The following is a 25,468-nucleotide window of genomic DNA, read 5'->3' as shown; positions in this document are numbered from 1 at the left end:
GGTCAGGACGTCCCCGAGCGTCCCCGAACCCCCGGACGAACACCCCCGGACGAACATTTGGAAAGCGTGTTGGGGGCAACCCCTCACGAGTTCGAATCTCGTATCCTCCGCAGCCGCCTGAAGAGGCGAAACGAAGAGCCGAGCCACAGTCGTGGCTCGGCTCTTCGGTGTGGACCGGTTGCATCTTTGGTTGCGTTTACAGCCGATACGTCGCGACAGCGGGGAACCGGACGGTGCGCACCCTCAGCCGCCTCATGCTCGTCCCGCCCCACCTCGAAGCCTGGTGCCACCTGCGAGACGACGAGCGGGTTTTCAACCTCTCCGGCATCCACAGCGTCATGAGCCTCATGGCCGAATGCGAGGGCAATGGTATCAATGGAGATACTATCTCCATCGATACCATCTCCGCGCGGGGAGCGTACATGCGTCGTTTCATCGGGCGGGACCGCGAACTGAGCGTGCTGGGCAACGCCTTGCAGGCGGTTCACGATGCCGTCGGGTCGGCGAAACCGGGGCAGTGCATCCTCATGCGGGGAAGGCGGCGGGTCGGCAAGTCCAGCCTCGTCGAGGAATTCCTCCGGCGTACCGAGACGCCGTACCTCTTCTTCACCGCGGCGGGCGGCACGGCGGAGGACGAACTGACCGAACTGCTCGACGCCGTCGCCAGATCCACCCTTCCCGAGCGGGGACTGTTCTCGGAGGAAACACCGACGCAGTGGAATGCGGCATTCAGGCTGCTTGCGGAGGTCCTGCCCGACGACACCCCCAGCGTCTTCGTCATCGACGAGGTCCCGTATCTCATGGACCGCATCGACGCCTTCGAGGGCATGCTGCAGCGGGCGTGGGACCGGCTGCTCAGCCGCAAGCCGGTGCTTCTCCTCCTGGTCGGGTCCGATCTGTCGATGATGGAGGCGTTGAACAGCTACGACCGTCCCTTTCACCAGCGTGGCCGGGAGATGGTCGTGGGGCCCCTGAACCCGGCCGACATCGGCGAGATGCTCGACCTGTCTCCTGCGGCCGCGTTCGACGCCGCTCTGATCACGGGCGGTCTCCCACTGATCTGCGCCGAGTGGCGGGCCGGAGCCGATGTGTGGGAGTTCCTCCGCGACTCGCTGGACAACCCGATCTCGGCGCTGCTCGTCTCCGCCGAACGCTCACTGGCCGCGGAATTTCCACCGCGGGCAATGAGCAGGGAGGTCCTGCGGGCCATCGGATCCGGGGAACGAACCTTCACCAACATCGCTCGCGCGGCGGGCGGTATCGCCCACACCACTCTCACCCGAGCCACCGACGTCCTGACCGAGAAAAGGGTCGTGGCCGCGGAGCTGCCGCTCTCGCTGAGGCCGTCGAAGGAACGCCGCTACCGGGTGGCAGACCCCTACCTGCGCTTCTGGCTCGCGTTTCTGGATCCACACATGGCGGAGATCGAGCGGATGCGGGGAGATCTCACGCTGAGCCGGATCAAGGAGCAGTGGACGAGCTGGCGGGGCCGCGCGATCGAGCCCCTGGTCCGGGAATCCCTCGCCCGTCTCCTGCCGGACGGGCTCCTTCCCGCCGCTCCGGCCATCGGTGGGTACTGGACCCGCAGCAACGACGTCGAAATCGACGTGGTGGGGGCCGACCGGCAGCCGGTGGCACAGCAGTTGCTTTTCCTCGGCTCGATCAAGTGGCTGGAGAACTCCGCGTTCGACAGCCACGACCTGGCCGCACTGCAGAAGCACCGGGCGGCGATCACCGACGAGCCGGTACCGCTCGTGGCGGTCTCCCGCAGCGGGGCCGGTTGTTCCGGCCTTCAGGCTGTGTACGGCCCCGAGGAACTGCTCGGTGCCTGGCTCAGGGCGTGAGCAGGAACTGAACCCCTGGTTGCAGTTCTGATTGCATTCGCTGCCGTTCAGCACCGTCCACCACCTTCGACCGTTCGCCGGTCGGGGCCTTCGTCGGGCCCCGTCTCGCTTTCCGTCTCAGTTGCGGTGCGAGGACGCGGCGGTGTCCCCGGCCGTAGAGGTGGAGGTCGAGTTTCTGAAGGATGTTGCTGACGTTCTTGTTGACTGCTGCTTCGGTGACGTACAGAGGCGTCGCAGGGGATCGCGGCGGAGGTTGAGGAGTTGGCCGACCACTTCGGGGTCCACCACCGTCGCGCCCGCGGCGACCTGGGCAACCGCGTCGACGAACTCACCGACGGCGCTGACGCGGTCCTTGAGGAGGTAGCCGACCGCGCCGTGGCGCTGCCCGCCTCGGCCATCGCGGAGGCCATTGCCTACACCGTTGCCCAGCCTGCGCAGGTCGACGTCAACGAGATCGTCGTCCGTCCCGCCGCAAGCGCCCAATGAGGAGCTGTTACTCCCGCTGTTACTCCCTCCGTGCGGTCAGGCATCGGTTGGCGGATCACACGATCGGGTCGAATTGACCGCGCGAGGACTGTCAGCCTTCCTCCCCGTGTTTGCTCCGCCCACAGTGTGATCATGAAGACTCCGCGATCGCGCTCTGCGCACCGATCCTTCGCACGCTCCGCTGCCGCTGCCGTCATCGGCCTCGTGGCAGCCATGACCTTCGCCTCGTCTGCCGCGGCCCAAACCGCCCCAGCGCTTGTTCAGGACACATGCGCGGTGACCGTCAAGAGGAAGCAGGGCCTTGAGGACGTTCTCTGGACTGTGGTATTCGGGCCCGCGAACACCACAAGAGCGCGGGAGCAGTGCAAAACCCAGGGCGGGGGCTCGCAGAATGGGGACTCTCAGAATGGGGACTCCCAGGGATCTCCGAATGGAGGATCTCAGAGCGCGGAGTCTCCGAGTGAGGGGTCTTCGAGTGAGGGCGCTCAGCGTGAGGGGTCCCCGAGTGGGGTGTCCCAGACCGAGGGCGACGCCTGACGGTCGACGCACCGCCCGCGACGTACGCCGCCTCGCCCCCGCCGTGGTCGTCCGGCTGGAGCGAGGTCGGCCTCCGACGACGTAGAGCCAACCCGGTACGCCGTTGGTCCTACAGGGCGGGTTCGTACGTCACGGTCGTGCCGGGGCACGCGTCCGCGAGTCGGGTGAGCGCTTCACGTTCGACGGTGTCGGCGGTGAGTTCCCAGCGAAGCTTGGTCGCGATCCACTCCGAGGTGTACCGGCACGCGACGTCGGTGGCCGGCGGCAGCCACTCGGCCGGGTCCTGGTCGGCCTTGCTGCGGTTGGAGGCCGCGGAGACGGCGACCAGGGACGTCGGGGCGCCGAGGTCGTTGGCGTAAGCCTCGCGACGCTTCGCGGTCCACTGCGAGGCCCCGGAGTCCCAGGCCTCGGCGAGCGGCACCATATGGTCGATGTCCAGGGCGGAGGCGGCGGTCAGCCACTTGGAGTCGTAGTACGACCACCAGCGGCCTCCGGACAGCTTGCAGCCCGGCAGGACCGCGGGTGGGTCGACGGCCTCGGAGAGCAGGACCTCCGCTCGGGTGTTGCAGCCGTCGGTGGGGTTCTTGCCCGCGTTCCAGTGTCGGAAGCTCGTGCGCTGGTAGCCGTCCCGCGCCTCCGCCGCGAGGGGGAGGGCATGGACCGCGGCCGTCACCGGGAGGGTCACTGCCACGGAGAAACGTTCCTGCGCATGGGCTGGAGCGGGTGCCGCGAAGGGCATGGCGAGGAGTGCGGCCGCAAGAGCGGCGCGTTTGAGGTTCTTGATCACGCACAGTGCCTACCTCGTTCGAGAACCTCAACTCGAACGAATGAGCCATATGGATGCGTGGGTTCACCGGACAGGTGTGCCATGGGGCACCCTCGCGGAGGCGCATGCGCTTCGTGGCCGAGGACGCGTGTTCATCCGGCGGTGACACGTGAGACGAAAGACGCCCTGTCGGATTTCCTCGGAGATCGCGGAATTGTCGCGGGCGCGGGCGCCCTCCCCATAACACCCAAGATCACATCAGTGGTGCTGCGCCATGCGGCATCGGACTTTACTCCTCGCGAAACCCCTGTATGGCCCAACCCCATCACCTGATTGCCACGCATCTGCGTCATTGCGTCCGGCGTTGGAGGGGTATGACTGGAGCAACGTCTACCGCGCCATGGGGCCCTTCAAACAGCCCGGATTTCCGCGTTGATGCGCGTGTGCTGTCGAAGGGAGGGTGGACCTTCACGCCGCGACCCGCGTCCACCCCGGACGCGAACGCCTTTCTCTGCTATCGCGGTAATCACATTGAATTGCTGCACTCGTCCACGGTCTTTGAGGGTTTCCTGGCGGAGATGAGCGAGATCCAGGACGAGTTCGAGCGTCTGTGGTCCGGAGAATCGGTCGTCGCCCGCCCCGGGGGCTGGATGGGACAGAGCCGCCATGTCTGAGACGTACAGCAGCTATGGAATGAGCGGCACCCACCTCGACCCGGGCGCGAGGGCGCGGCCGTACCCGGATTACGAGTATGCGTCCCCGGCCTCCGTACAGCAGTCTTTCACCGCCTTCCCTCCCTTGGACGCATCGTGGGACCCCGCAGAAGAGCTGGCGTATCTGCTGAGGGATCAGGCCGCGGCCGAGAGCGGCGCGGGGGGCTCATTTCCCTCTGATCCGACTGTGGGCGAATCCGGCGAGGACATGCCCGCGACCGATCGTCTCGCCGGTTTGGCGCAGGTCACCGACGAACTGACGCGCGTGCGTCCCGTGCCCGGGCATCGCCGTGTCGGACCACGGAGGCCCGCACTCAGTCCGCTGCAGAAGGTCAGTTACCTGATCGTCGCGGTTGCGTCTGTCGTCGTCGCGATGGTCAGCGTGCTCGGCGGCGTGATCACGTACGACCCTCTGCGTCGTCTGCCCGGTCTCCACGCCGCTTATGGGGCTGCTGGTTTGTGTCCCCTGCTCGTCTACGGCCCGTGGATGGTGGCTACCTTGTCCATTCTGCGTGCCGCTCTGCACCGGCGTCGCGCGGCGCACTCCTGGTCCGTTGTGCTGTTCTTCTCGGGCGTTGCCATGCTCCTGTGTATTGCCCAGGCGCCCAAGAGCATCACCGGTGTGGCGACCGCGGCGCTTCCCACTCTCGCCGCCCTCGCCTGCTTCCAGCAGCTCGTCCGCCAGATCACCCTCACGCGCCCCCCGCGCAAGGCCGTCCGTCGGCACCGCACGTCCACGCTGCCCTTCACCGCCTACCGTCCTCCGCAGGAGAAGACCGGCGCCTGACCCACAAGGGCCGGCCTTGTGGGCTGGCCCTCTGGGCCGGCCCTGTCAGCGAGCGGGGGCGCGGGCGCAGCAGGTCAAGGCACATTGTCAGTGGCAGCGCCTAGTCTCGTGAGGGATGACACAGGCGTGGAGATGTACGGGGCTGCGGTGGGTCGACGCGGAGCCCGTGCTGGTGTGGGAAGGCGGGCGCGGGAGTGCTCTGCCACGGGGGAAGAAGGTGGCCTTTGGGGTGGTGACAGGGGGTGTAAGGACATGCGTGGGAGCACGGGGGCACGGGTGTCCCACGCGGGCCGGAGTGTCGGGGCGGAGCAGGGGTGCCCGGTGTGAGGAGTGTGCGCGGCTGGATCGGGCGCACTCCGTCGCCGCCGACACCATCGCGGACGATCCGCGGCCGTATCACGTGTATCTCGCGTGGTTCGGGCCCGGCATGGTGAAGGTGGGGATCACCGCGGTCGAGCGGGGGCACGCACGGCTGTGGGAGCAGGGGGCGGTCTGCTTCAGCTGGCTGGGGCGTGGACCGTTGATGGCAGCCCGGCGGGCGGAGGAGGTCCTGCGGGCCGCACTCAGGGTGCCGGACCGGATTCCGTACGCCGACAAGCGGGTCGTACGGTCCGCGTTGCCCGAGGCCGGGGAGCGGGCGGCCGAGGTGGCGGAGCTGCACGCGCGAGCGGTGGCGCTCGACGGCTGGCCGGAGTCGTTGGAGCGGATGCCGTGCCGGACGGTGGACCACGCCGAGGTGTTCGGGCTCGACGGCCTGCCGGGCGCGGACGGGGTGGTGACCGAGCTGGTCGCGGGCGGGACCGTGGGCGGCACGGTACTCGCCGCTGCCGGGCCCGATCTCCATCTGGCCACCGGGCGCGGGGTCGTCGTCCTCGATACGCGGCTGATGACGGGGTGGGAGTTGGTCGCGGTGGAGGCGGTGACGGGGACGGGGACGGGGACGGGGCATCAGGACGTACTCGGTGTTCCGGTGAGGGAGTTGAGGAGCAGTGGGGGTGGGGTTCAGGACGGGCTCTTCTGACGGACTCTGAGGATTCCCAGGATCCGCGGGCTTTCCTGAGAGGCGCCTGTGTGTTTCTCAGGGAAATCACAGGTTGTGGAAAGAGCACTCTCAGAGGGGGGCGCCATGGTTCCAGCATGACCACGACCACGCCCCAGGGGCGCACCGAACTGCTGAGGCCGGACGGGAGCCCCGTCCGGGTGCTCGTGGTGGACGACGAGCTGTCGATCACCGAGCTGCTGTCCATGGCCCTCCGTTACGAGGGCTGGCAGATCCGCAGCGCGGGTGACGGGCAGGGGGCCGTGCAGACCGCCCGCGAGTTCCGGCCCGACGCGGTCGTCCTCGACATGATGCTGCCGGACATGGACGGGCTGGCCGTTCTCGGACGGCTGCGGCGGGAGCTGCCCGACGTGCCGGTTCTCTTCCTGACCGCCAAGGACGCGGTCGAGGACCGTATCGCCGGGCTCACCGCGGGCGGGGACGACTATGTCACCAAGCCGTTCAGCCTCGAAGAGGTCGTCGCGCGGCTGCGCGGGCTCATCCGGCGTTCCGGCGCCGCCGACCGGCGCTCCGACTCCATGCTCGTCGTCGGGGACCTCACCCTCGACGAGGACAGCCACGAGGTGTCGCGGGCCGGGCAGGACATCCACCTCACCGCCACCGAGTTCGAGCTGCTGCGCTTCCTGATGCGCAACCCGCGGCGCGTGCTCAGCAAGGCGCAGATCCTGGACCGCGTGTGGTCGTACGACTTCGGCGGCCAGGCCAACGTCGTCGAGCTCTACATCTCCTACCTGCGCCGGAAGATCGACGCCGGGCGCGAGCCGATGATCCACACCCGGCGCGGCGCGGGCTATCTGATCAAGCCCGCGGCGTCATGAGTGGACGACAACAGCCGCACCAGCAGAGGCAGAGGCAAGGACAAGGGCAGGGGCAGAGGCAGAGGCAGAGGCAGAGGCTGAGGCTGAGGCTGAGGCGGCGGCAGAGGCGGGAACGTCGGCCGCGCACGCTGCGAACGCGGCTGGTCGTCTCCGCGGTCGCGCTCATCGCGGTGGTGTGCGCCGTCATCGGGACGGTGACGGCCATCGCGCTGCGCTCGCATCTGTACGAGCAACTGGACACCAAGATCGAGGACGTGGCCGAGCGCGCCGACGGGCCCAAACCGCCCGCGGGCCTCCCCGTACCCGTCCCGAGCGGCACCCGCACCCTGACGACGGACGAGAAACTCATGTTCGTCACCAGGGGCGGCTCGCCGGAGAAAACGATCGGCGCCGTGGTGCGGAACGGCACCATCGTCAAGGGAGTCGTGGCCGAGCTGGCGAGCTCCAGCACCGGCCGGCAGCAGGACATGGAGGCCGTCACGCTGAGCAAGGCGGACCTCGCCGCGCTCGCCCAGGTCCCGCGCGACGGCACGGCACACTCGGTCACCCTCCCCGACCTGGGTGAATACCGAGTCACCTCCCACACCAACCGCTACGACGACACCTTCTACGTGGGCCTGCCCACCGAGTCCGTCACCAGCACCGTCAACACCCTGATCCTCGTCGAGGTCAGCGTCACCGCCGCCGGTCTCCTGGCCGCGGGCGTCGCCGGCTCCGTGCTCGTCGGAGTCGCCCTGCGCCCCCTGCGCAAGGTGGCCGCCACCGCGACCCGGGTCTCCGAACTCCCCCTGCACACCGGCGAGGTGACCCTCGACGAGCGGGTCCCCGAGTCCGAGACCGACGCGCACACGGAGGTCGGCCAGGTCGGCACGGCCCTCAACCGCATGCTCGACCACGTCCACAGCGCCCTGCACGCACGTCAGCAGAGCGAGACGCGGGTACGGCAGTTCGTCGCGGACGCCAGCCATGAACTGCGGACGCCGCTCGCGTCCATCCGCGGATACGCCGAACTGACCCGACGCGGCGGGGAGGAGATCGGGCCCGACACGCGGCACGCGCTCGGGCGGATCGAGTCCGAGTCGGGGCGTATGACGCTCCTCGTGGAGGATCTGCTGCTGCTCGCGCGGCTCGACGCGGGGCGGCCGCTTCAGGTCGAGCAGACCGATCTCGTCCCGCTCGTCGTGGACACCATCAGCGACGCACGGGCCGCCGGACGCGACCACAACTGGCGGCTGGACCTGCCCGACGAACCCGCGCTCGTGTCGGCCGACACCGCACGGCTCCAGCAGGTCCTCGTCAACCTGCTCGCGAACGCCCGCACGCACACACCACCCGGGACGACCGTCACCGCGCGCGTGCAGCGGCGCGGGCCGTGGATGTGCGTGGACGTCGAGGACGACGGGCAGGGCATCCCGGCGGAGCTGCTCCCGCGCGTCTTCGAACGGTTCGCGCGCGGCGACTCCTCGCGCTCCCGTACCTCCGGATCGACCGGTCTGGGCCTCGCCATCGTGCGGGCCGTGGCGACCGCGCACGGCGGTGACGTGACCGTCGACAGCGTTCCCGGGCGGACCGTGTTCACGGTTCACCTGCCCGCCCATGCCGGACCGTTGTCCTCGCTTGCCGGGCAGTTGTCCTCGCTCGCCAGGCCGTTGCCCTCGCTCGACCGGGCGTTGCCCTCGCTCGACCGGGCGTTGCCGTCGCTCGACCGGGCGTTGCCGTCGCTCGACCGGGCAACAAACCGGGCGACGGACCGGCCATTGGACTCACAGGCACAGCACAGCGCCACCACACGGGTACAACAGGGGGCCTGACGAGAGTCGGCTCCATGCGAACCGACTCTTCTCCCGGCACCCTGCCGGCGCGGGAGCACCTCCCGGCCACAGACGCCGGTACACCTGTCCTGGACGTAGTGATCCCCGTCTACAACGAGGAGAAGGACCTCCAGCCGTGCGTACGGCGACTGCACGAGCACCTGACCCGCACGTTCCCGTACGCGTTCCGCATCACGATCGCGGACAACGCGTCGACGGACACCACCCCGCGGGTGGCCGCGCGGCTGGCGGAGGAGCTCCCCGAGGTCACGTCCTTCCGGTTGGAGCAGAAGGGGCGCGGGCGGGCCCTGCGGACGGTGTGGTCCGCGTCCGACGCGCCGGTCCTCGCCTACATGGACGTGGACCTGTCCACCGACCTCAACGCGCTGCTGCCGCTGGTGGCGCCGCTGATCTCGGGGCACTCCGACCTCGCGATCGGTTCCCGGCTCGCCCGCGCCTCGCGGGTGGTGCGCGGCCCCAAGCGGGAGTTGATCAGCCGCGCGTACAACCTCATCCTCCGCGGCTCGCTGCAGGCCCGCTTCTCGGACGCCCAGTGCGGCTTCAAGGCCATACGCCGTGACGTCGCCCAGGTGCTGCTCCCGCTGGTGGAGGACACCGGCTGGTTCTTCGACACCGAGATGCTGGTCCTCGCCGAGCGCGCGGGCCTGCGGATCCACGAGGTGCCGGTCGACTGGGTCGACGACCCGGACTCGACGGTGCACATCGTGAAGACCGCCACCGACGACCTCAAGGGGGTGTGGCGGGTGGGCAGGGCCCTGGCGAGCGGCTCCCTGCCGCTGGACCGGCTCGCCCGGCCCTTCGGGGACGACCCCCGCGACCGCGACCTCCAGGGCGTGCCGCGCGGCCTCGCCCGCCAGCTCGTCGGCTTCTGCGTCGTGGGCGGCCTGTCGACCCTCTTCTACCTGCTGCTCTACACCGGCTTCCGGCCGTTCATGGGCTCGCAGTTCGCCAACGCGCTCGCCCTGCTCGTCTCGGCGATCGCCAACACCGCGGCCAACCGGCGGCTGACCTTCGGCGTCCGCGGCCGGGACCGCGCCGTGCGGCACCAGGCCCAGGGCCTGGTGGTGTTCGGCATCGGGCTCGCCCTCACCAGCGGCTCGCTCGCCGCCCTGAACGCGGCGACGAGCAGCCCCTCGCACTCCACGGAACTGGCGGTCCTCATCGCCGCCAACCTCGCGGCGACGGTGCTGCGGTTCCTGCTCTTCAGGGCGTGGGTGTTCCCCGAGCGGCGCGACGGGGCCGCGGCCGTCGTCGCGTCCCACGACCCGGTGTCCGCGGCGTCGCCGGCGTACGCGACGACTCCCTCGTCTCCCTCGTCTCCCTCGTCTCCCTCGTCTCCCTCGTCTCCCTCGGCGTACGTCACCACCCCGTACGCCACCACGCCCCACGCCCCCACTCCCCACGTCACCGCGCCGTACGAGGCCCGTGGCGATCACGATTCGAGGGACGCATGATGACCACGCAGTACAACACCGCACCCCAGCAGCCGGTCAGTCCCGCCGCGCAGGGCTGGGGCCCGCCGACCGGAACAGGCGAGCCCAAGGAGCCCTGGGCGCGCCGCCTCTGGAGAGGGCACCCCGAGGACCACCGCTGGGTGCGCCCCGCGTTCCTCCTCACCCTGCTGGTCATCGGCGGCCTCTACACCTGGAACCTCACGGCCTCCGGGTACGCCAACTCCTTCTACTCGGCGGCCGTGCAGGCGGGCAGCCAGTCCTGGAAGGCCTTTTTCTTCGGCTCGCTCGACTCGGCGGGCGCCATCACCGTCGACAAGCCGCCGGCCTCGCTGTGGCCGATGGCGCTGTCCGTCAGGGTCTTCGGCCTCAACTCCTTCGCGATCCTGTTCCCGCAGGTCCTGATGGCCGTCGCCACGGCGGCCGTGCTCTACGCGTCCGTGCGCCGCCGGTTCAGCGCCGCGGCCGGGTTCCTCACCATGGCGGTCTTCGCGCTCACGCCCGTCGCGGCTCTGATGTTCCGCTTCAACAACCCGGACGCGGCCCTCGCGCTGCTGATGGCCACCGCGGTCCACTGCACCCTGCGCGCTCTGGAGAAGGCGCGGACGACGTGGCTGATGTGGGCCGGTGCCGCGATCGGCCTCGCCTTCCTGGTGAAGACCCTCCAGGCCTTCCTGATCCTGCCGGTCCTCGCGCTGGTGTACGTGGTCCTCGCACCGGCCCCCTGGAAGAAGCGCGTCGGCCAGGTGCTGCTCGCCGGGCTCACGATGGTCGTCGCGGGCGGCTGGTGGGTCGCGATCGTCGAGCTGTGGCCGGCGTCCTCACGCCCGTACATCGGTGGCTCGCAGAACAACTCCTTCCTGGAGCTGACCTTCGGCTACAACGGCCTCGGCCGCATCAACGGCGACGAGACCGGCAGCGTCGGAGGAGGCCGCGGTGGCCTCGGCGGCGGCATGTGGGGCGAGACCGGCTGGGACCGGATGTTCGGCTCCACCAACGGCGGCCAGATCTCCTGGCTGATCCCGGCCGCGCTGATCATGCTCGTGGCCGCCCTGTGGATGACGCGGAAGGCCCCTCGGACCGACACCGCCCGCTCCGCCTTCCTCCTCTGGGGCGGCTCGCTGCTGATCACCGTGGTGATCTTCAGCTTCATGCAGGGCATCTTCCACGAGTACTACACCGTGGCCCTCGCTCCCTACGTCGCGCCGCTGATCGGTATGGGCGCGGCCGTCCTGTGGGAGGAGCGCGGCAGGTCCTGGGCGTCGCTGGCACTGGCGGGCGCGATGACGGCGACCGCGGTGTGGGGGTACGTCCTCCTCAACCGCTCCTCGGACTACCTGCCCTGGCTGAAGTGGGTCGTGCTCGTCGGCGGACTCGTCGCCGCGCTGGGCCTGGTCTTCGTCGGCAAACTCGGTCGTCGACTGACCCTGGGCGTCCTCGGGCTGAGCGTCGTCGCGGCGCTGGCCGGTCCGACGGCCTACACGCTCACCACGCTGAACGAGGGTCACAGCGGCTCGATCGTCACGGCCGGTCCCGCGGTCGCGGGTGGTCGCGGCGGCCCTGGCGGGGGCGGCTTCCCGGGCGGCGGTCCCGGTGGCGACGGTTTCCCGGGAGGCGGCCAGAACGGTCAGACGGGCCGGCCCCCGACCGGCGGCAACGGCGGCGGACTCCCAGGTGGCGGATTCCCCGGTGGCGGCTTCCCTGGCGGCGGCTTCCCTGGCGGCGGCTTCCCCGGCGGCAGCCAGAACCAGCCGGGCCGGCAGAACCAGCAAGGGCAGCAGGGCGGCCGGGCAGAGGGCGGCGGTGGCGGCATGGGCGGGCTGCTCAACGGCGCGTCCGTCAGCTCCGAGGCGAAGGAACTGCTGGAGAAGAACGCGAGTGACTACACCTGGGTCGCCGCGGCCATCGGCGCCCAGAACGCCGCGAGCTACCAGCTCACCACCGGTGAGCCGGTGATGGCGATCGGCGGCTTCAACGGCACCGACCCGTCCCCGACACCGGCCCAGTTCAAGAAGTACGTGGAGGAAGGCAGGATCCACTACTTCATCTCCGGCGGCTCCGGCGGCGGCATGGGGCCCGGACGCGGAACGGGCGGCAGCGGCAGCGGCAGCGGCAGCAGCACGGCCTCGCAGATCAGCTCCTGGGTCGAGAAGAACTTCAAGGAGGTCACGGTGGGCAACTCCACCTTCTACGACCTGACGCAGCCGACGAGCGGCGCCTGACCGTTCGGTTTCCTCTCAAGGCGGTGGCTTCCTCAAGGCGGTGGCCCGGGGCTTCGTGCCTCGGGCCACTGTCCTTCCTGCGCCGCCGATATTGGCTTGTACGGTGTATGGGAGGGTTCTACGGTGTAAGACGTACGGTTCCCATACACCGCAGAAGGGCCACCTCCCATGACGGCGCCGACGACCGCCGACACCTCGATGCCCGCCCCGCAGGGGCACCCCCAACGCTGGCTGATCCTGGGCGTCCTCAGCCTCGCGCTGCTCACCGTGGTACTCGACAACACGGTGCTCAACGTGGCGATCCCGTCCCTCACCGAGGAACTCGGCGCCGCCACCTCCGACATCCAGTGGATGATCAACGCGTACTCGCTCGTGCAGTCCGGCCTGCTGCTCACCGCGGGCAGTGCCGCCGATCGCTACGGCCGCAAGAAGATGCTGATCGCGGGCCTCTCCCTGTTCGGTGTCGGCTCGCTGGTGGCCGGACTCGCCGACTCCACCGGCCAGCTGATCGCCGCCCGCGCGGGCATGGGCATCGGCGGTGCGCTGCTGATGACCACCACGCTGGCGGTCGCCATGCAGATCTTCACGCCCGAGGAGCAGCCCAGGGCGATCGGCATCTGGGCAGCGGTCAACGCGCTCGGCTTCGCGACCGGCCCCCTCGTCGGCGGCTTTGTGCTCGACCACTTCTGGTGGGGTGCGATCTTCATGATCAACCTGCCGGTCGCGGCACTCGGCGTGGTGGCCGTGGCGGCCCTCGTGCCCGAGTCCAAGGACCCGCGTGGGGACCGTCCGGACCTGCTGGGCGCGCTGCTGTCCACGATCGGTATGGGCTCGCTCGTCTTCGCGATCATCTCCGGGCCGGAGCACGGCTGGACCTCCGGCCGGGTCCTGGCGACCGCGGGGGTGGCCGTGGTGGTCCTGGCCGGCTTCGCGTACTGGGAGAGCCGCATCCCGTATCCCATGCTCGACATGCACTTCTTCCGCGACCGCCGGTTCACGGGCGCCGTCGCGGGCGCGGTGCTCATCGCCTTCGGCATGGCCGGCTCACTGTTCCTGCTCACCCAGTACCTGCAGTTCGTCCTCGGCTACGACCCCATGGAGGCCGGTGTGCGCATGGCCCCGCTCGCCGTCACGATCGTGGTGCTGAACTTCTCGGGTCTGGCGGCGAAGTGGGCGACGCGGCTCGGCATCCCGATCGCCATCCTCATCGGCATGATCCTGACGTCCGGCGGACTGGTGTCGATCGCCACGCTGACCGCGTACGGCTACTCGGGCACGCTCCTCGGTCTGGTGCTCATCGGCGCCGGTGCCGCGATCGCCAGCCCGGCCATGGCGCTCGCCATCATGAGCGCGATCCCGCCGGAGAAGGCGGGCGTGGGCGCGGGCGTCAACGGCACGCTGGCGGAGTTCGGCAACGGGCTGGGCGTGGCCGTGCTGGGGGCCGTACTCAACTCGCGTTTCGCGGCGTTGATCCCGGTCGCTGCGTCCTCTTTGCCGGCGGCGCTGGCCGCGGCGGGGTCGCAGGACGAACGGGACCGGATCACCGAGGCGTTCTCCTCAGGTCTGGAGTCCAGTCAGTTGGTGGGCGCGGTGGCGGTGCTGCTCGGTGGGGTGGTCGCGGCGGTGCTGCTGCGCAGGGCTGAGCGGGCGGGGGCCCCATAAGCGCCTAGCATCGTGACCAGCTGTTGGAGTGTCGAGGAAGGTGCGCCATGGTGGCAGCCGAGAGGGCGAAGCGTCGTCCGGCGCGGGCCAGTGTCTGGCTGGCGGACAAGGCGCGACGCGGCGGGGCGGCGCGCGGCGGGCAGCCCTCCGGCCTCGACCGGGACCGGATCGTCGCGACGACGGTGGCGCTTCTGGACGCCGAGGGTCTGGCCAGGTTCTCGATGCGACGGCTGGCCGCGGAGCTGAACGTCACCGCGATGTCCGTCTACTGGTACGTGGACACGAAGGACGATCTGCTGGAGCTGGCGCTCGACGCGGTGTTCGGTGAGACGGGGGTGCCCGCCGCCATCCCGGGCGACGACGAGGAGTCCACGGCGGACTGGCGCGACCAGTTGCGGGAGCTCGCCGTGGACTACCGGGCGGTACTGGTCCGCCATCCGTGGGTGTCGCCGCTCGCCGGGACCTTCCTCAACATCGGGCCGAACTACCTGGAGTTCTCCTTCGCCGTTCAGCGCGTGATCCGCCGGACGGGACTGCCGCTGTCCGAACAGACGGCGGCGATCTCGGCGGTCTTCCAGTTCGTGTACGGGTTCGGCACGATCGAGGGGCACTTCATCGAGCGTTGCGCGGCGGCCGGCGTGAGTCACGACGAGTACCTCAGCGATGCCATGGCCGTGGTGATGCAGGTGCCGGAGATCAGCCACGTCATGGAGGCGTCCAAGGCGATCATGGAGGCCCGTGGGGGTGACACGGTGGCCGAGATGTTCGAGCGGGACTTCTCCACCGCGCTGGAGATCGTGATCGGCGGGATCGAGGCGCGGGTGACCGCCGTCGGCTGAGCGGGCTGTGGGGCTGCGCGTTCGGTAGGTGCGCGGACAGGTGCGGGCATGGCTGCCGGTGCGTGGGCGGTGCGCCGGCCCCTTTTTTTGAGGGGCGCGGGGCTGTATCGATATGCGGCTCCGCCGCGTGGGCGCGACCAGCCACAACGAACCCGCAGCCGAATCACCGGCCCCAGCGGGGCAGCTGCTCCCCCGCTACTCCTGCGGAGCAACCCGCGCCGGAAAGCCCCCCGTGGCCACCGGACCCCACCGGGTGGGGGTGACCCGGATGATCGACTTGCCCTGCTTGAGCATGGCCGCCCGGTACTCGTCCCAGTCCGGGTGCTCGCCCGCGATGTTCCGGTAGTACTCGACGAGCGGCTCGACGGAGTCGGGGGAGTCGATGACCTCGGCCGTGCCGTCGATCTGGACCCAGGGGCCGTTCCACTCGTCGCTGAGGACGATCAGGCTGACCTGGGAGTCCCGCTTGGCGTTGCGGGTCTTGGCGCGCTCCGGGTACGTCGAGACGACGATGCGGCCCGAGTCGTCGACGCCGCAGGTCAGTGGCGAACCCTGGGGGCCGCCGTCGGCGCGGCGGGTGAGCAGGATCGCGCGGTGGCGCGGACGTACGAAGTCCAGCAGCTCGTCGAGGGTGACGGAGGTGTTCGTCGCGATGTTCGGTGCCATGGCCGCAGCCTAGGGCCTCGCGCGCCTGCCGAGCGTGACCTTGTCGTTGGTGCCTGCGGCAGTCCTACGCCTGCGGCGGTGTCTCGCCCTGGACCGCCTGGATGTCCAGTTCCACCTTCAGCGTGGTGCCGATCGCGGCGATGCCTGCCTGGAGTACCTGGTTGTAGTTCATGGCGAAGTCGTCGCGGTGGAGTTGGGCGGTGGCGTGGAAGGCGGCCCGGATGCCGCCCCAGGGGTCCGTGCCGGTGCCCAGGTAGGTGAGGGCGAGGTCGACCGGGCGTGCGACGCCGTGCATCGTGAGGTCGCCGTGGAGCGTCCAGCGGTCGGGGCCGGGGCCGGCGGTGAGGCCGGTCGAGCGGTAGGTGATCTCCGGGTGGACCGAGACGTCCAGGAAGTCCGGGGAGCGGAGGTGGTCGTCCCGCATGCCGTTCCCCGTGTCGATGGAGGCGGCGGTGATGACGGCCTCCACCCGGGACTTGGCCGCGTCGTCGGGGGCCACCTCGATCTGGCCGGAGAAGTCCGTGAAGCGGCCGTGGATGGTGGAGATGCCCAGGTGACGGGTGGTGGCGGTGATCGAGGAGTGGGCCGGGTCGATGGTCCAGGGGCCGGGCGGGGGGAGTTCGGTGCCGCCCTGGCGGGTGAGGGTGACGGTGCCGATCTCGGCCCGGCCTCCCCCGTCCGTGACGATGACGGTGGACGCGGTGGGTGTATAGCCGACGGCCGTGACGATCGCGGTGTACACCCCGGGGGCGAGGGCGGTGGTGTCGCGCACCGTGCCCTCGTCGTCGGCCTCGGCACGCGCCATCTGCCTGCCCGTCATGTCGGTCAGCGTGACGACCGCGTGTGACACGGCCCAACCGTCACGGGTACGGATCTTCGCGGTCAGTCCCATGCTGGGTGACTCCTTGGATGGGCTTGGAGAGCTTGGACGAGCTTGGATGAGGCCGGCCCGTGGAGCGCGCGTCCGCTCTGCGCGTGCTCCGCGGGCCGGGGTTGTGGTGAGCGGGATGAACTACTCGACGGGATGGGCCAGTTCGATGTCGTGGCCGTCGACGCCGGGGCCGGTGACCGTGAGGGCGGTCGCCACCGGCGGGTAGCCCGTGGCGATGACGGTGTACTCGCCGCCGTCCAGGTCGGTGAAGGCGTACGCCCCGTCGGTGCCGGTCGTGGCCGTGCCGACGACGTTGCCCGCGGCGTCGACCAGGGTGACGCGGGCGTCGCCGAGGGGGCCGCCGGGGGCCCGTACGACACCCTGGAGGCGGGCCCCGGCGTGGAGGTCGAGCTCGATCCGGGTGACGCCGGTGCCGCCGATGTCGACGGGGAGCGCGCGGGGGCGGTGCCCCGTCGCGTTCACGGCGACCGTCACGGTGCCGGGCACGAGGTCGGCGAAGGTGAACTCGCCCTGCTGACTCGTCGTTCCGGTGGCCAGCACGTCTCCGCGCACATCGGTGACGACGACCATCGCGTCCTTGACCGGGCGCGCCGTTCCGGCGTCGCGGACCGTGCCGCTCAGACCGCTGGTCCCGCTGAGCAGGATGTCGTACGGGACCGGCCCGCCGTCCACCACGATCGTGGACGCCTGGGGCTGGAAGCCGTCGGCGGCGGCGATCAGGACGTACGAGCCCGAGCCGGGCGCGTCCACCTTGTAGGCGCCGTCGGCGTGGGCGACCGCGCGGCCCAGCTGCCGCCCCCCGAGGGAGATCAGCGTGACGGAGGCCCCCGGCACGGGGGCGCTCTCGGCGCCCCGGACGTGGCCGTGGATCGGGGTGCCGCCGGTGGAGGGGGACGGGTCGGCGCCCGGAGCCACCGTGGCGACGGCCGCCAGCTTCAGGGTGCCCGCGGGCTCGGTCTCCGGGGCGGCGGAGGCGGTGGTGGCCCAGCTGGGGACCCTGGGCTCGGCCGCGGCGACCGCCCCGGGAACCGCGGCGGCCTGAGCCGCAGCGGCGGCCGGTGCCTGCTCCTCGGCGGCCTGGGCCAGCGCGTTCTTCGTCCGCAGCGGGACCTCCTTGATGAAGAGGGCGACGAGGAAGGCGATGAGCGCGATGGGGGTCGCGTAGAGGAAGACGTCCGCCACACCGTGGCCGTAGGCGCTCTCGACCACCGTGCGCAGCGGCGCGGGCAGGGCGTCGACGTCCGGGATGCTGTTGGAGGAGTCCGAACCGGCGAGCGCGGACGCGTACTTGGGGCCGAGGCCCGCCACGCCCTCCTCGACATAGCTGGTGATCCGGTGGGCCAGGACCGCGCCCAGCGCGGAGACGCCCACGGCACCGCCGAGCGAGCGGAAGAAGTTCACGACCGAGCTGGCGGCACCCAGGTCGGTGGGGGCCACCTGGTTCTGCGTGCACAGCACCAGGTTCTGCATCATCATGCCGACGCCGAGACCCAGCAGCGCCATGAAGGACGCCACGTGCCAGTACGGGGTGTCGTACCGGATCGTGCCCAGCAGGCCGAGGCCCGCGGTCAGCAGCGCCCCGCCGGCCAGCAGCCAGCCCTTCCAGCGGCCGGTGCGGGTGATGATCTGGCCGGAGACGGTGGAGGCGACGAACAGGCCGCCGATCATCGGGATGGTCATGATGCCGGACATGGTCGGCGACTTGTCCCGGGCCAGCTGGAAGTACTGGCTGAAGAAGATGGTGCCCGCGAACATCGCGATGCCGACGAAGAGGGAGGCCAGCGAGGCCAGCGTGATCGTGCGGTTGCGGAACAGCCGCAGCGGGATGATCGGCTCGCTCGCCTTCGTCTCGACGAGGAGGAACACCAGCAGCAGCGCGAGCGTGCCGCCGACCATCGCGTACGTCTGCCAGGACAGCCAGTCGTACTTGTCACCGGCGAACGTCACCCAGACCAGCAGCAGGCAGACCGCCACGGTGATGAAGAAGGCGCCCGCCCAGTCGACCTTGACCTGCCGCTTGACGACGGGGAGGTGCAGGGTCTTCTGCAGCACGATCAGGGCGAGCACGGCGAAGGGCACGCCGACGTAGAAGCACCAGCGCCAGCCCAGCCAGCTGGTGTCGGTGATGACACCGCCGATCAGCGGACCACCGACCATCGCGGTGGCGAAGGTGGCGCCGAGGTAGCCGTTGTAGCGGCCGCGCTCACGCGGGGAGATCATCGCGGCCAGGATGATCTGGGCCAGCGAGGACAGACCGCCCATGCCGATGCCCTGGACCGCGCGGAACGCGATGAGCATGCCCGGGTTCTGCGACAGACCGGCCGCCGCCGAACCGGCCACGAAGATGACGAGGGATATCTGGATGAGCAGCTTCTTGGAGACGAGGTCGGCGAGCTTGCCCCACAGCGGGGTGGACGCCGTCATCGTCAGCAGCGAGGCGGTGACGACCCAGGTGTAGGCGTTCTGGCCGCCGCCGAGGTCCTTGATGATGTCGGGCAGGGCGTTGGACACGATCGTCGACGACAGGATCGCGACGAACATGCCGAGCAGCAGCCCGGTCAGCGCTTCCATGATCTGCCGGTGCGTCATCGCGGCGCCGCCCGGGGCGCCGCCCGCGTGCTTGGCATGGGCCCGCACACCGGCTGGTGTGGTCGTTGCCATGGACTTCCTTCTCTTCGTTGCTGCTTATGCGGGTGTACGGGTGGTGTGTTCGGTGGTGTTCTCTTCCGCGACGGGTTCCGCGACGGGTGCGAGGGCTTCCGCTACGGGCGGGATGGCTTCCGCGACGGGTGTGGCGGGCGTGATCCGTGGCCCGGCCCGGCAGTCGCCGAAGCTCTCGCGCAGCCGGGCCAGGAGTCCGATGAGCAGCCCGACCTCGTCCTCGGACCAGTCGCCCAGCCGGTCGGCGAGCAGGTGGGTGATGCGCTCGTACAGGTCGTCGAGCCGGTCCCGGCCCTCGGGGGTCAGGCGCAGGATGCGCGAGCGTCTGTCCGCCGGGTCGGGGAGCCGTTCGATCCAGCCGCGTTCGGCGACGTGGGCGACATGGCGGCTGGTCACCGACATGTCCACGGAGAGCAGCTCCGCGAGCCGGCTCATCCGCATGTCGCCGTGCCGTCCGAGCAGCGTCAGCACTCCGGCCGAGCCGCCCGGGCAGTCCGGCGGCAGCATCCGGCCCAGGTCCCGCTTCACCACCCCGATGGCACTGAACGAACGGGCAAGCTCCTCGTACTGCGCTTTCTCGGCCATCGCCGGTCGACCTCCCTCCCGATCTTGTTGCTTAGAGCAACCATAAGTTTGATTGGTTGCTACAGGCAAATAGGAACGGGTGCGTCCGCACTAAAACCTTGGCAAAGGCAAGGATTGGCGAACGTAAACGTGCAGACCGCTACGGGTCCGGCGGCGATGCCCCCTAGGGGCGCCCCCGAGTAACCAGCTTCACAAGACGAGGGCACCCCACTGGGGCGGCCCCCTCCCCATTCGCTAGGGTCCTGGGCCATGGCTAACACCCAGGGCCCCCAGGGCACCCCAGACCCCGCCGGCAGCACCCAGATGTTCCGCGCCTTCGTCGACGAGCCCGAGGGCCGTCAGCAGGCGGCCGCGTCCTCCGGCCCCCGTATCGGCGTGATCGTCGGCGTCATCGCGGCCCTGGCGGTCGTCGCGGCCGTCACCTGGCTCGCGCTGATGTAGCTGACGCGGCGGATGCAGCGGATGCAGCGGATGCAGCCGGTGTAGTCGCCTTCAGCGGTCACTTCCACTTCACCGAGACGTCCTGGGTCTCGATGTGCATTCCCAGTGGCACCCGCCACTCCTCCACGCACACCGTCCAGGTCTTCTCGCGGCTCGACCCGCCGGCGATGGGGGCGGGAAGCCTCCTCGTGGACTCCACGGTCGCCCAGTCGATGCCGAGCGGGCCGATGACATGCGTACCGAAGGTCACCCTGCCCGAACGCACCGCGGCGCCACCGGTGTTGCGGAACTCCACGGTCACCTTCTCGCACCACCGCTTGTCGGTGGGTTCCCGCTCGGGCTCGCTCACGCTCAGCCCGGCCGGACCGGTGGGGGACGGGGCCGGCGTACCGCCGCCGGTCGGCGGGCCGGAGGAGGGCGGCGGCGAGGCGGAGGGCGCGTCCGTCGTCGTACGACCGGGATCGGTGCCGGTGCCGGTGCCGGAGCCGGAGTCGGCGCCGTCCGCGGCCCGGCCGTCCGGCGTGCCGGGGAGGTCGGGCCCGGTATCCGGGCTGTCCGGCGTACCTGGCGGGTTCTCCGCGCCCGAACCGCCCTGCCCTTCGGGCGGATCGGCCGTACCGGGGCGCCCGGAGTCCGCCGGCGGTCGCCCGTCGTCCAGCGGTACGAAGGTCACGTCCCCCGTGGGGGCCACGGCCGGCCGGGACGAGCCGGCGCCCGAGCCCACGGCGACGTAGCCGTCACCGCCGGTGCTTCCGCAGGACGCCAGCACACCGCCCAGACATACGAGAACCGCCGAGGCGCCGATGACGGCGCCCCGACGGTCACGTGTCCACGTCGTGTGAGGCATCGCGCCAGTGTGACTGACGGGTCGTCAATGAGGAACCCGTAGGCACCGCCCGACCCGAGCAACTCCGGGGAACGCGCCCGAACTTCCTCGGAGCCGCTCAGCCGGAGCCGCTGTACCCCTGGCCCTCGGTCAGTCGGAGATCAGCCCGTCCCGCAGTTGGGCCAGCGTGCGGGTGAGGAGGCGGGAGACATGCATCTGGGAGATGCCGACCTCCTCGCCGATCTGCGACTGCGTCATGTTCGCGAAGAAGCGGAGCATGATGATGCGGCGCTCGCGGGGCGGCAGCTTGGCGAGCAGGGGCTTCAGGGACTCGCGGTACTCCACGCCCTCCAGGGCGGTGTCCTCGTAGCCGAGGCGGTCTGCCAGGGAGCCCTCGCCGCCGTCGTCCTCGGGGGCCGGGGAGTCCAGGGAGGACGCCGTGTACGCGTTCCCGACGGCGAGGCCGTCGACCACGTCCTCCTCGGACACGCCCAGTACGGCCGCGAGTTCGGTGACCGTCGGGGAGCGGTCGAGCTTCTGGGAGAGCTCGTCGCTCGCCTTGGTCAGCGCCAGGCGCAACTCCTGGAGGCGGCGCGGGACCCGGACCGACCACGAGGTGTCGCGGAAGAACCGCTTGATCTCGCCCACGACCGTCGGCATGGCGAACGTCGGGAACTCCACGCCCCGTTCGCAGTCGAAGCGGTCGATCGCCTTGATCAGGCCGATCGTGCCGACCTGGACGATGTCCTCCATCGGCTCGTTGCGCGACCGGAAACGGGCGGCGGCGTAACGCACCAGTGGGAGGTTGAGCTCGATGAGGGTGTCCCGGACGTAGGCACGCTCGGGGCTGTTCTCGTCCAGTGCGGCCAGCCGCAGGAACAGGGAGCGGGACAGGGTGCGGGTGTCGATGTCCGCCGAGGCCGACACGGCAGGGACATCAGAAGCCGGGAGGACCGGGGGACCGGGAAGGTCCTGCGGGCCCTGAAGGTCCTGAGGGGCCTGGAGAGCGTCGGGCGCGGACTCGCTCTTGTCGAGCGTGAGCACCTTCGAGCTGCCCTGGTCTGCGGACATGCCACCCCCTTTGGGTCGCGGACGGACGCGGCGGACGCTCCCGTCGTAGGGAACGCAGCCTCCACCTGAATACCGGCGGCGCGGCTGCGGCAAACGCGCTTCCCGCAGAATGTCACATGTCGGCAACACGCTGTAGTGACATGTCGACAATGCCAGGGTGCATCAGCCCTGGTAACTGGGGGTCTGAGGGCGTTTCAGGGCAGAGATGCCGGAAAGTGGCCCGATGAGCAATTCGCTCGCGCAGGTGATGACCCGGCCTTACTTTCGGTTACCCGTCATGGCCTGGGCCCATGTCGGACCCGGCTTCCCTGTGCGCCCCGTCTGCCCTTGTGCGCCCCGCGTGCCCCGCCTGCCACCTCCGCTTTCGCAGGTCATCCCGGATGCTGGACACCGTCACGACGCGGGTGCGCGGCCGCCCCGACGGCCGCGGTTCCGTGCCCCGCCGGCGGCCTTCAGGCCCCGATCCTGACCTCGATCCGACCTCGATCAGGCCTTGATCAGGCTTCGATCAGGCCTCGATCCGGTTCGCCGACCGCAGCCGGGCGAAGCTACGGGCGAGCAACCGTGAGACATGCATCTGGGAGACGCCGAGTTCCGCGCTGATCTGTGACTGGGTCAGATTGCTGTAGTAGCGCAGCAGAAGGATGCGCTGTTCCCGTTCGGGGAGCTGGACGAGGAGGTGGCGTACGAGGTCGCGGTGTTCGACACCGTCGAGCGCCGGGTCCTCGTAGCCGAGCCGGTCGAGCAGGCCCGGCAGCCCGTCGCCCTCCTGGGCCGCCTCCAGCGAGGTCGCGTGGTACGAGCGTCCGGCCTCGATGCAGGACAGGACGTCCTCCTCGGTGATGCGCAGCCGCTCGGCGATCTCGGCGGTCGTGGGGGTGCGCCCGAAGGAGGTGGTGAGGTCCTCGGTCGCGCTGTTGACCTGCACCCACAGCTCGTGCAGGCGGCGCGGGACATGGACCGTGCGGACGTTGTCGCGGAAGTAGCGCTTGATCTCGCCGATCACGGTGGGCATCGCGAAGGTGGGGAACTGGACGCCCCGCTCCGGGTCGAACCGGTCGATGGCGTTGATCAGCCCGATCGTGCCGACCTGGACCACGTCCTCCATGGGTTCGTTGCGGCTGCGGAAGCGGGTGGCGGCGTAGCGGACGAGAGGGAGGTTGGCCTCGATGAGCGCGCCGCGCACGCGGTCGTGGTCGGGAGTGCCGGGCTCCAGGTGCTTGAGCTCGGCGAAGAGCACCTGGGTGAGGGCGCGGGTGTCGGCGCCCCTTCTGCGCTGGGGCGCGGGTTCCGGTGGTGGTGGGGCCGGCGGCTCGGACGGCTCGACCCGGACGCGGGACGGATCGCCCGTCGACTGGTGCGGCGTTTGAGGCGCAGTACTGGCCGGCACGGTCAACTCCACCTCGTGATCCGTCAACGCATCCGTCAAAACCGGTCATAGCATCACAAGTAATGCGCGTTGCGATCAAGCACCGCATATCGCCGTGTTGAGGAGATACGCGGGGACGAGGGACCGCGGGTTGGCCCGTACGACGCAGCATGACGCATGGATGAAGCGGGAGAATCGTCCACCACGTCGGCGGACGGCTCCTGCGAGGTGGAGCGGCTGCTTCGGAACGCGTCAGGACGCGTAGAGGTGGCGGATCATGGGCGCTCCCAGGAGTACGGGGCGGTCACTCGCCCCCGTTGGCGATCCACGTCATGAAGTCGCCGATGGCCTGGGCGGCGGTCGAGATGCCCTCGAAACCTATCAGGACGTAGTCGGAGGCCTTCTCCGGGTCGGTGATGATCACGTAGAGCACGAAGACCACGATCACGTACACCGCGATCTTCTTCCCCTGCACTGCCACGAGGCCTCCCCCGTCTCCTGCGCCCCATGGGCCCTGATTGCCGGCGGCGAGTGTATCTCGGGCATGCGTTCGCGGGAATTGTGGTGATCGCGATGCTCACCATGTCCACGCACGAAGGGCCCCGTCTCTCGACGGGGCCCTTCTTCAGCGGTAGCGGAGGGATTTGAACCCTCGGTGACTTGCGCCACACTCGCTTTCGAGGCGAGCTCCTTCGGCCGCTCGGACACGCTACCGAGGGAGACCCTACCCCAAGGTGGGTCCTGGTTTGAAATCGGTATTCGGGGGCTGAGGTCCCCGTTGAGCGCCGGAGCCCGAGCGGGTACCGGCGGGTGCCGACGGGCCCCGACGGATCTCAGCGGGTGCGGAAGAAGTCGGTGAGGAGTCGGGCGCACTCGGCCGCGAGTACGCCCTCGATCACCTCGGGGCGGTGGTTGAGGCGCCGGTCGCGTACGACGTCCCAGAGGGAGCCCGTCGCGCCGGCCTTCTCGTCGCGGGCGCCGTAGACGATCCGGTCGACCCGGGACTGCACCAGGGCGCCCGCGCACATCGTGCACGGTTCGAGGGTGACGACCAGCGTGCAGCCGGTGAGCCGCCACCCTCCTAGCTTCGCGGCGGCCCGGCGGATCGCCAGCACCTCGGCGTGTGCCGTCGGATCGCCGGTCGCCTCGCGCTCGTTGTGCCCGGCGGCCAGCACGGTCGTGCCGTCCGGGGCCAGCACGACGGCGCCGACCGGGACGTCTCCGCCCGCGGTTGCGCGTCCCGCCTCGTCCAGGGCGAGCCGCATCGCGGCCCGCCAGCGGTCGCGTACCGGGTCCGGGCCGGCCGGTGCCCGGCCGGCTTCCGGGGTCTGGTGTGCCGGGCAGGGGCTCAGCGGACCGTCTCCAGGACCTCCGAGGCACCCAGTGCCTCGGCGATCGCGCTCAACGCGTCGTCCGCGTCGAGGGCGTGCAGTTCCTTCTCGCTGACGCCCAGGTCGTCGAGGACCTCACTGTCCCCGACGGGACCGTGCGGCACGGCGGCCTCGGCGGCCGCGCCGTCGTCATCGTCGTCGGACTCGGGCTCACCGTCCTCGGTGCCGTCGAGGTCGAGGGAGTCCAGGTCGGCGTCGTCGTCGCCGGGTTCCCTCCCGAGCAGTTCGTCCGTGAGCAGGATCTCCCCGTACGAGCTGCGGGCAGCGGCGGCGGCGTCCGAGACATAGATACGAGGGTCGTCCTCGCCATCGACGCGGACGACGCCGAACCACGCGTCCTCCTGCTCGATGAGCACCAGCACCGTGTCGTCCTCGGGAGAGGCTTCACGGGCCAGATCGGCGAGATCCGACAGGGTTTCCACATCGTCGAGCTCTGTGTCGCTCGCTTCCCACCCGTCTTCGGTGCGCGCGAGCAGTGCGGCGAAGTACACCGTGACTCTCCCACTGGTCATAGGCGTGCCGGTTGGGGGTCCCCCCGGCGGAGGTTGC

21 protein-coding genes, 1 tRNA gene and 2 pseudogenes are annotated in these 25,468 nt (G+C 70.1%); 11 read left to right on the top strand and 13 right to left on the bottom strand.

Annotation, left to right across the window (positions count from 1 at the left end; all coding sequences use genetic code 11):
• The first annotated feature begins 422 nt into the window (after positions 1-422).
• Positions 423-1,844 (top strand): ATP-binding protein, encoded by a 1,422-nt coding sequence (locus IE262_RS29570; protein ID WP_189878138.1) that lies wholly within the window; start codon positions 423-425, stop codon positions 1,842-1,844.
• Between the two features lie 127 nt (positions 1,845-1,971).
• Here the strand turns inward: IE262_RS29570 and IE262_RS39750 are convergent.
• A pseudogene (locus tag IE262_RS39750) lies at positions 1,972-2,213 on the bottom strand (DNA-binding response regulator); the annotation flags it as partial.
• On the opposite strand from IE262_RS39750, the pseudogene IE262_RS29565 reads away from it, so the two are divergent.
• Positions 2,214-2,330, top strand: a pseudogene (locus IE262_RS29565) (oxidoreductase); the annotation flags it as partial.
• Positions 2,331-2,976: 646 nt separating this feature from the next.
• Here IE262_RS29565 and IE262_RS29560 read toward each other — a convergent pair.
• Complete coding sequence (locus IE262_RS29560; RefSeq protein WP_134040003.1) at positions 2,977-3,654, bottom strand: HNH endonuclease family protein; 678 nt, start codon at positions 3,652-3,654, stop codon at positions 2,977-2,979.
• Positions 3,655-4,299: 645 nt separating this feature from the next.
• On the opposite strand from IE262_RS29560, the gene IE262_RS29555 reads away from it, so the two are divergent.
• The 8 genes from IE262_RS29555 to IE262_RS29520 all read left to right on the top strand — a co-directional run bounded on the left by IE262_RS29555 (position 4,300) and on the right by IE262_RS29520 (position 15,017).
• Complete coding sequence (locus tag IE262_RS29555; protein WP_189877955.1) at positions 4,300-5,133, top strand: DUF2637 domain-containing protein; 834 nt, start codon at positions 4,300-4,302, stop codon at positions 5,131-5,133.
• 115 nt (positions 5,134-5,248) lie between these two features.
• The gene (locus tag IE262_RS29550) at positions 5,249-6,154 is read left to right on the top strand and encodes a DUF2797 domain-containing protein (protein WP_189877953.1); all 906 of its coding nucleotides are present in this window, start codon (positions 5,249-5,251) and stop codon (positions 6,152-6,154) included.
• Between the two features lie 116 nt (positions 6,155-6,270).
• Positions 6,271-7,011, top strand: coding sequence for a response regulator transcription factor (locus tag IE262_RS29545; protein WP_229877575.1), 741 nt, complete (start codon positions 6,271-6,273; stop codon positions 7,009-7,011).
• Positions 7,008-8,822 (top strand): sensor histidine kinase, encoded by a 1,815-nt coding sequence (locus IE262_RS29540; RefSeq protein ID WP_189877951.1) that lies wholly within the window; start codon positions 7,008-7,010, stop codon positions 8,820-8,822. Before IE262_RS29545 ends, IE262_RS29540 begins: the two co-directional genes overlap by 4 nt.
• 14 nt (positions 8,823-8,836) lie before the next feature.
• Positions 8,837-10,297 (top strand): bifunctional glycosyltransferase family 2/GtrA family protein, encoded by a 1,461-nt coding sequence (locus tag IE262_RS29535; protein WP_189877949.1) that lies wholly within the window; start codon positions 8,837-8,839, stop codon positions 10,295-10,297.
• Positions 10,297-12,516 carry an ArnT family glycosyltransferase gene (locus IE262_RS29530; protein WP_189878135.1) on the top strand — a complete coding sequence of 740 codons (2,220 nt, stop codon included), beginning with the start codon at positions 10,297-10,299 and terminating at the stop codon, positions 12,514-12,516. Before IE262_RS29535 ends, IE262_RS29530 begins: the two co-directional genes overlap by 1 nt.
• Before the next feature lie 168 nt (positions 12,517-12,684).
• Positions 12,685-14,178 carry an MFS transporter gene (locus tag IE262_RS29525; protein ID WP_189877947.1) on the top strand — a complete coding sequence of 498 codons (1,494 nt, stop codon included), beginning with the start codon at positions 12,685-12,687 and terminating at the stop codon, positions 14,176-14,178.
• Between the two features lie 47 nt (positions 14,179-14,225).
• Positions 14,226-15,017: a TetR/AcrR family transcriptional regulator gene (locus tag IE262_RS29520; protein ID WP_189877945.1), complete on the top strand. Its 792-nt coding sequence runs from the start codon at positions 14,226-14,228 to the stop codon at positions 15,015-15,017.
• 195 nt (positions 15,018-15,212) lie between these two features.
• On the opposite strand, the gene IE262_RS29515 is transcribed toward IE262_RS29520, so the two are convergent.
• From IE262_RS29515 to IE262_RS29500, 4 genes are all read right to left on the bottom strand, one after another.
• Positions 15,213-15,683: a PPOX class F420-dependent oxidoreductase gene (locus IE262_RS29515; RefSeq protein ID WP_134039995.1), complete on the bottom strand. Its 471-nt coding sequence runs from the start codon at positions 15,681-15,683 to the stop codon at positions 15,213-15,215.
• Between the two features lie 64 nt (positions 15,684-15,747).
• Positions 15,748-16,575 carry a YceI family protein gene (locus IE262_RS29510; protein WP_189877943.1) on the bottom strand — a complete coding sequence of 276 codons (828 nt, stop codon included), beginning with the start codon at positions 16,573-16,575 and terminating at the stop codon, positions 15,748-15,750.
• Positions 16,576-16,695: 120 nt separating this feature from the next.
• Positions 16,696-19,164 carry an MFS transporter gene (locus IE262_RS29505; RefSeq protein ID WP_506005234.1) on the bottom strand — a complete coding sequence of 823 codons (2,469 nt, stop codon included), beginning with the start codon at positions 19,162-19,164 and terminating at the stop codon, positions 16,696-16,698.
• Positions 19,165-19,260: 96 nt separating this feature from the next.
• Positions 19,261-19,821 carry a MarR family winged helix-turn-helix transcriptional regulator gene (locus tag IE262_RS29500; protein WP_134039992.1) on the bottom strand — a complete coding sequence of 187 codons (561 nt, stop codon included), beginning with the start codon at positions 19,819-19,821 and terminating at the stop codon, positions 19,261-19,263.
• Between the two features lie 249 nt (positions 19,822-20,070).
• On the opposite strand from IE262_RS29500, the gene IE262_RS29495 reads away from it, so the two are divergent.
• Positions 20,071-20,262, top strand: a complete 192-nt coding sequence (locus IE262_RS29495; protein WP_134039991.1) for a hypothetical protein — start codon at positions 20,071-20,073, stop codon at positions 20,260-20,262.
• Positions 20,263-20,320: 58 nt separating this feature from the next.
• Here IE262_RS29495 and IE262_RS29490 read toward each other — a convergent pair whose 3' ends face one another.
• The 7 genes from IE262_RS29490 to IE262_RS29460 all read right to left on the bottom strand — a co-directional run bounded on the left by IE262_RS29490 (position 20,321) and on the right by IE262_RS29460 (position 25,410).
• The gene (locus IE262_RS29490) at positions 20,321-21,109 is read right to left on the bottom strand and encodes a hypothetical protein (protein WP_189877940.1); all 789 of its coding nucleotides are present in this window, start codon (positions 21,107-21,109) and stop codon (positions 20,321-20,323) included.
• Between the two features lie 129 nt (positions 21,110-21,238).
• Complete coding sequence (locus IE262_RS29485) at positions 21,239-22,159, bottom strand: RNA polymerase sigma factor SigF (protein WP_134039989.1); 921 nt, start codon at positions 22,157-22,159, stop codon at positions 21,239-21,241.
• A 508-nt stretch (positions 22,160-22,667) separates the two neighbouring features.
• On the bottom strand, positions 22,668-23,549 hold the full coding sequence (locus IE262_RS29480) for an RNA polymerase sigma factor SigF (protein WP_373305174.1): 882 nt from the start codon (positions 23,547-23,549) through the stop codon (positions 22,668-22,670).
• A 283-nt stretch (positions 23,550-23,832) separates the two neighbouring features.
• Entirely contained in the window at positions 23,833-24,009 is a 177-nt protein-coding gene (locus IE262_RS29475) for a hypothetical protein (protein WP_134039987.1), read from the bottom strand.
• Positions 24,010-24,157: 148 nt separating this feature from the next.
• A tRNA-Ser gene (locus IE262_RS29470) sits at positions 24,158-24,242 on the bottom strand.
• 119 nt (positions 24,243-24,361) lie between these two features.
• Positions 24,362-24,793, bottom strand: coding sequence for a tRNA adenosine(34) deaminase TadA (tadA, locus tag IE262_RS29465; RefSeq protein ID WP_229877574.1), 432 nt, complete (start codon positions 24,791-24,793; stop codon positions 24,362-24,364).
• Positions 24,794-24,876: 83 nt separating this feature from the next.
• Positions 24,877-25,410 (bottom strand): tRNA adenosine deaminase-associated protein, encoded by a 534-nt coding sequence (locus IE262_RS29460; RefSeq protein ID WP_134040108.1) that lies wholly within the window; start codon positions 25,408-25,410, stop codon positions 24,877-24,879.
• Positions 25,411-25,468: the final 58 nt, after the last annotated feature.

It is taken from the genome of Streptomyces bluensis, from assembly GCF_014650715.1.
In the GTDB taxonomy this organism is placed as follows: Bacteria; Actinomycetota; Actinomycetes; order Streptomycetales; family Streptomycetaceae; genus Streptomyces; species Streptomyces bluensis.
This window is presented reverse-complemented; position numbering and strand designations above follow the sequence as displayed.

Excerpts from the sequence above, each read along its gene's own strand:
- IE262_RS29505 (WP_506005234.1), bottom strand. The coding sequence starts at position 19,164 with ATGACGCACCGGCAGATCATGGAAGCGCTGACCGGGCTGCTGCTCGGC.
- IE262_RS29515 (WP_134039995.1), bottom strand. The coding sequence starts at position 15,683 with ATGGCACCGAACATCGCGACGAACACCTCCGTCACCCTCGACGAGCTG.
- IE262_RS29535 (WP_189877949.1), top strand. The coding sequence starts at position 8,837 with ATGCGAACCGACTCTTCTCCCGGCACCCTGCCGGCGCGGGAGCACCTC.
- IE262_RS29540 (WP_189877951.1), top strand. The coding sequence starts at position 7,008 with ATGAGTGGACGACAACAGCCGCACCAGCAGAGGCAGAGGCAAGGACAA.
- IE262_RS29550 (WP_189877953.1), top strand. The coding sequence starts at position 5,249 with ATGACACAGGCGTGGAGATGTACGGGGCTGCGGTGGGTCGACGCGGAG.
- IE262_RS29520 (WP_189877945.1), top strand. The coding sequence starts at position 14,226 with ATGGTGGCAGCCGAGAGGGCGAAGCGTCGTCCGGCGCGGGCCAGTGTC.
- IE262_RS29500 (WP_134039992.1), bottom strand. The coding sequence starts at position 19,821 with ATGGCCGAGAAAGCGCAGTACGAGGAGCTTGCCCGTTCGTTCAGTGCC.
- IE262_RS29555 (WP_189877955.1), top strand. The coding sequence starts at position 4,300 with ATGTCTGAGACGTACAGCAGCTATGGAATGAGCGGCACCCACCTCGAC.
- IE262_RS29570 (WP_189878138.1), top strand. The coding sequence starts at position 423 with ATGCGTCGTTTCATCGGGCGGGACCGCGAACTGAGCGTGCTGGGCAAC.
- IE262_RS29510 (WP_189877943.1), bottom strand. The coding sequence starts at position 16,575 with ATGGGACTGACCGCGAAGATCCGTACCCGTGACGGTTGGGCCGTGTCA.
- IE262_RS29530 (WP_189878135.1), top strand. The coding sequence starts at position 10,297 with ATGACCACGCAGTACAACACCGCACCCCAGCAGCCGGTCAGTCCCGCC.
- IE262_RS29525 (WP_189877947.1), top strand. The coding sequence starts at position 12,685 with ATGACGGCGCCGACGACCGCCGACACCTCGATGCCCGCCCCGCAGGGG.
- IE262_RS29490 (WP_189877940.1), bottom strand. The coding sequence starts at position 21,109 with ATGCCTCACACGACGTGGACACGTGACCGTCGGGGCGCCGTCATCGGC.
- IE262_RS29545 (WP_229877575.1), top strand. The coding sequence starts at position 6,271 with ATGACCACGACCACGCCCCAGGGGCGCACCGAACTGCTGAGGCCGGAC.
- IE262_RS29495 (WP_134039991.1), top strand. The coding sequence starts at position 20,071 with ATGGCTAACACCCAGGGCCCCCAGGGCACCCCAGACCCCGCCGGCAGC.
- tadA (WP_229877574.1), bottom strand. The coding sequence starts at position 24,793 with ATGCGGCTCGCCCTGGACGAGGCGGGACGCGCAACCGCGGGCGGAGAC.
- IE262_RS29485 (WP_134039989.1), bottom strand. The coding sequence starts at position 22,159 with ATGTCCGCAGACCAGGGCAGCTCGAAGGTGCTCACGCTCGACAAGAGC.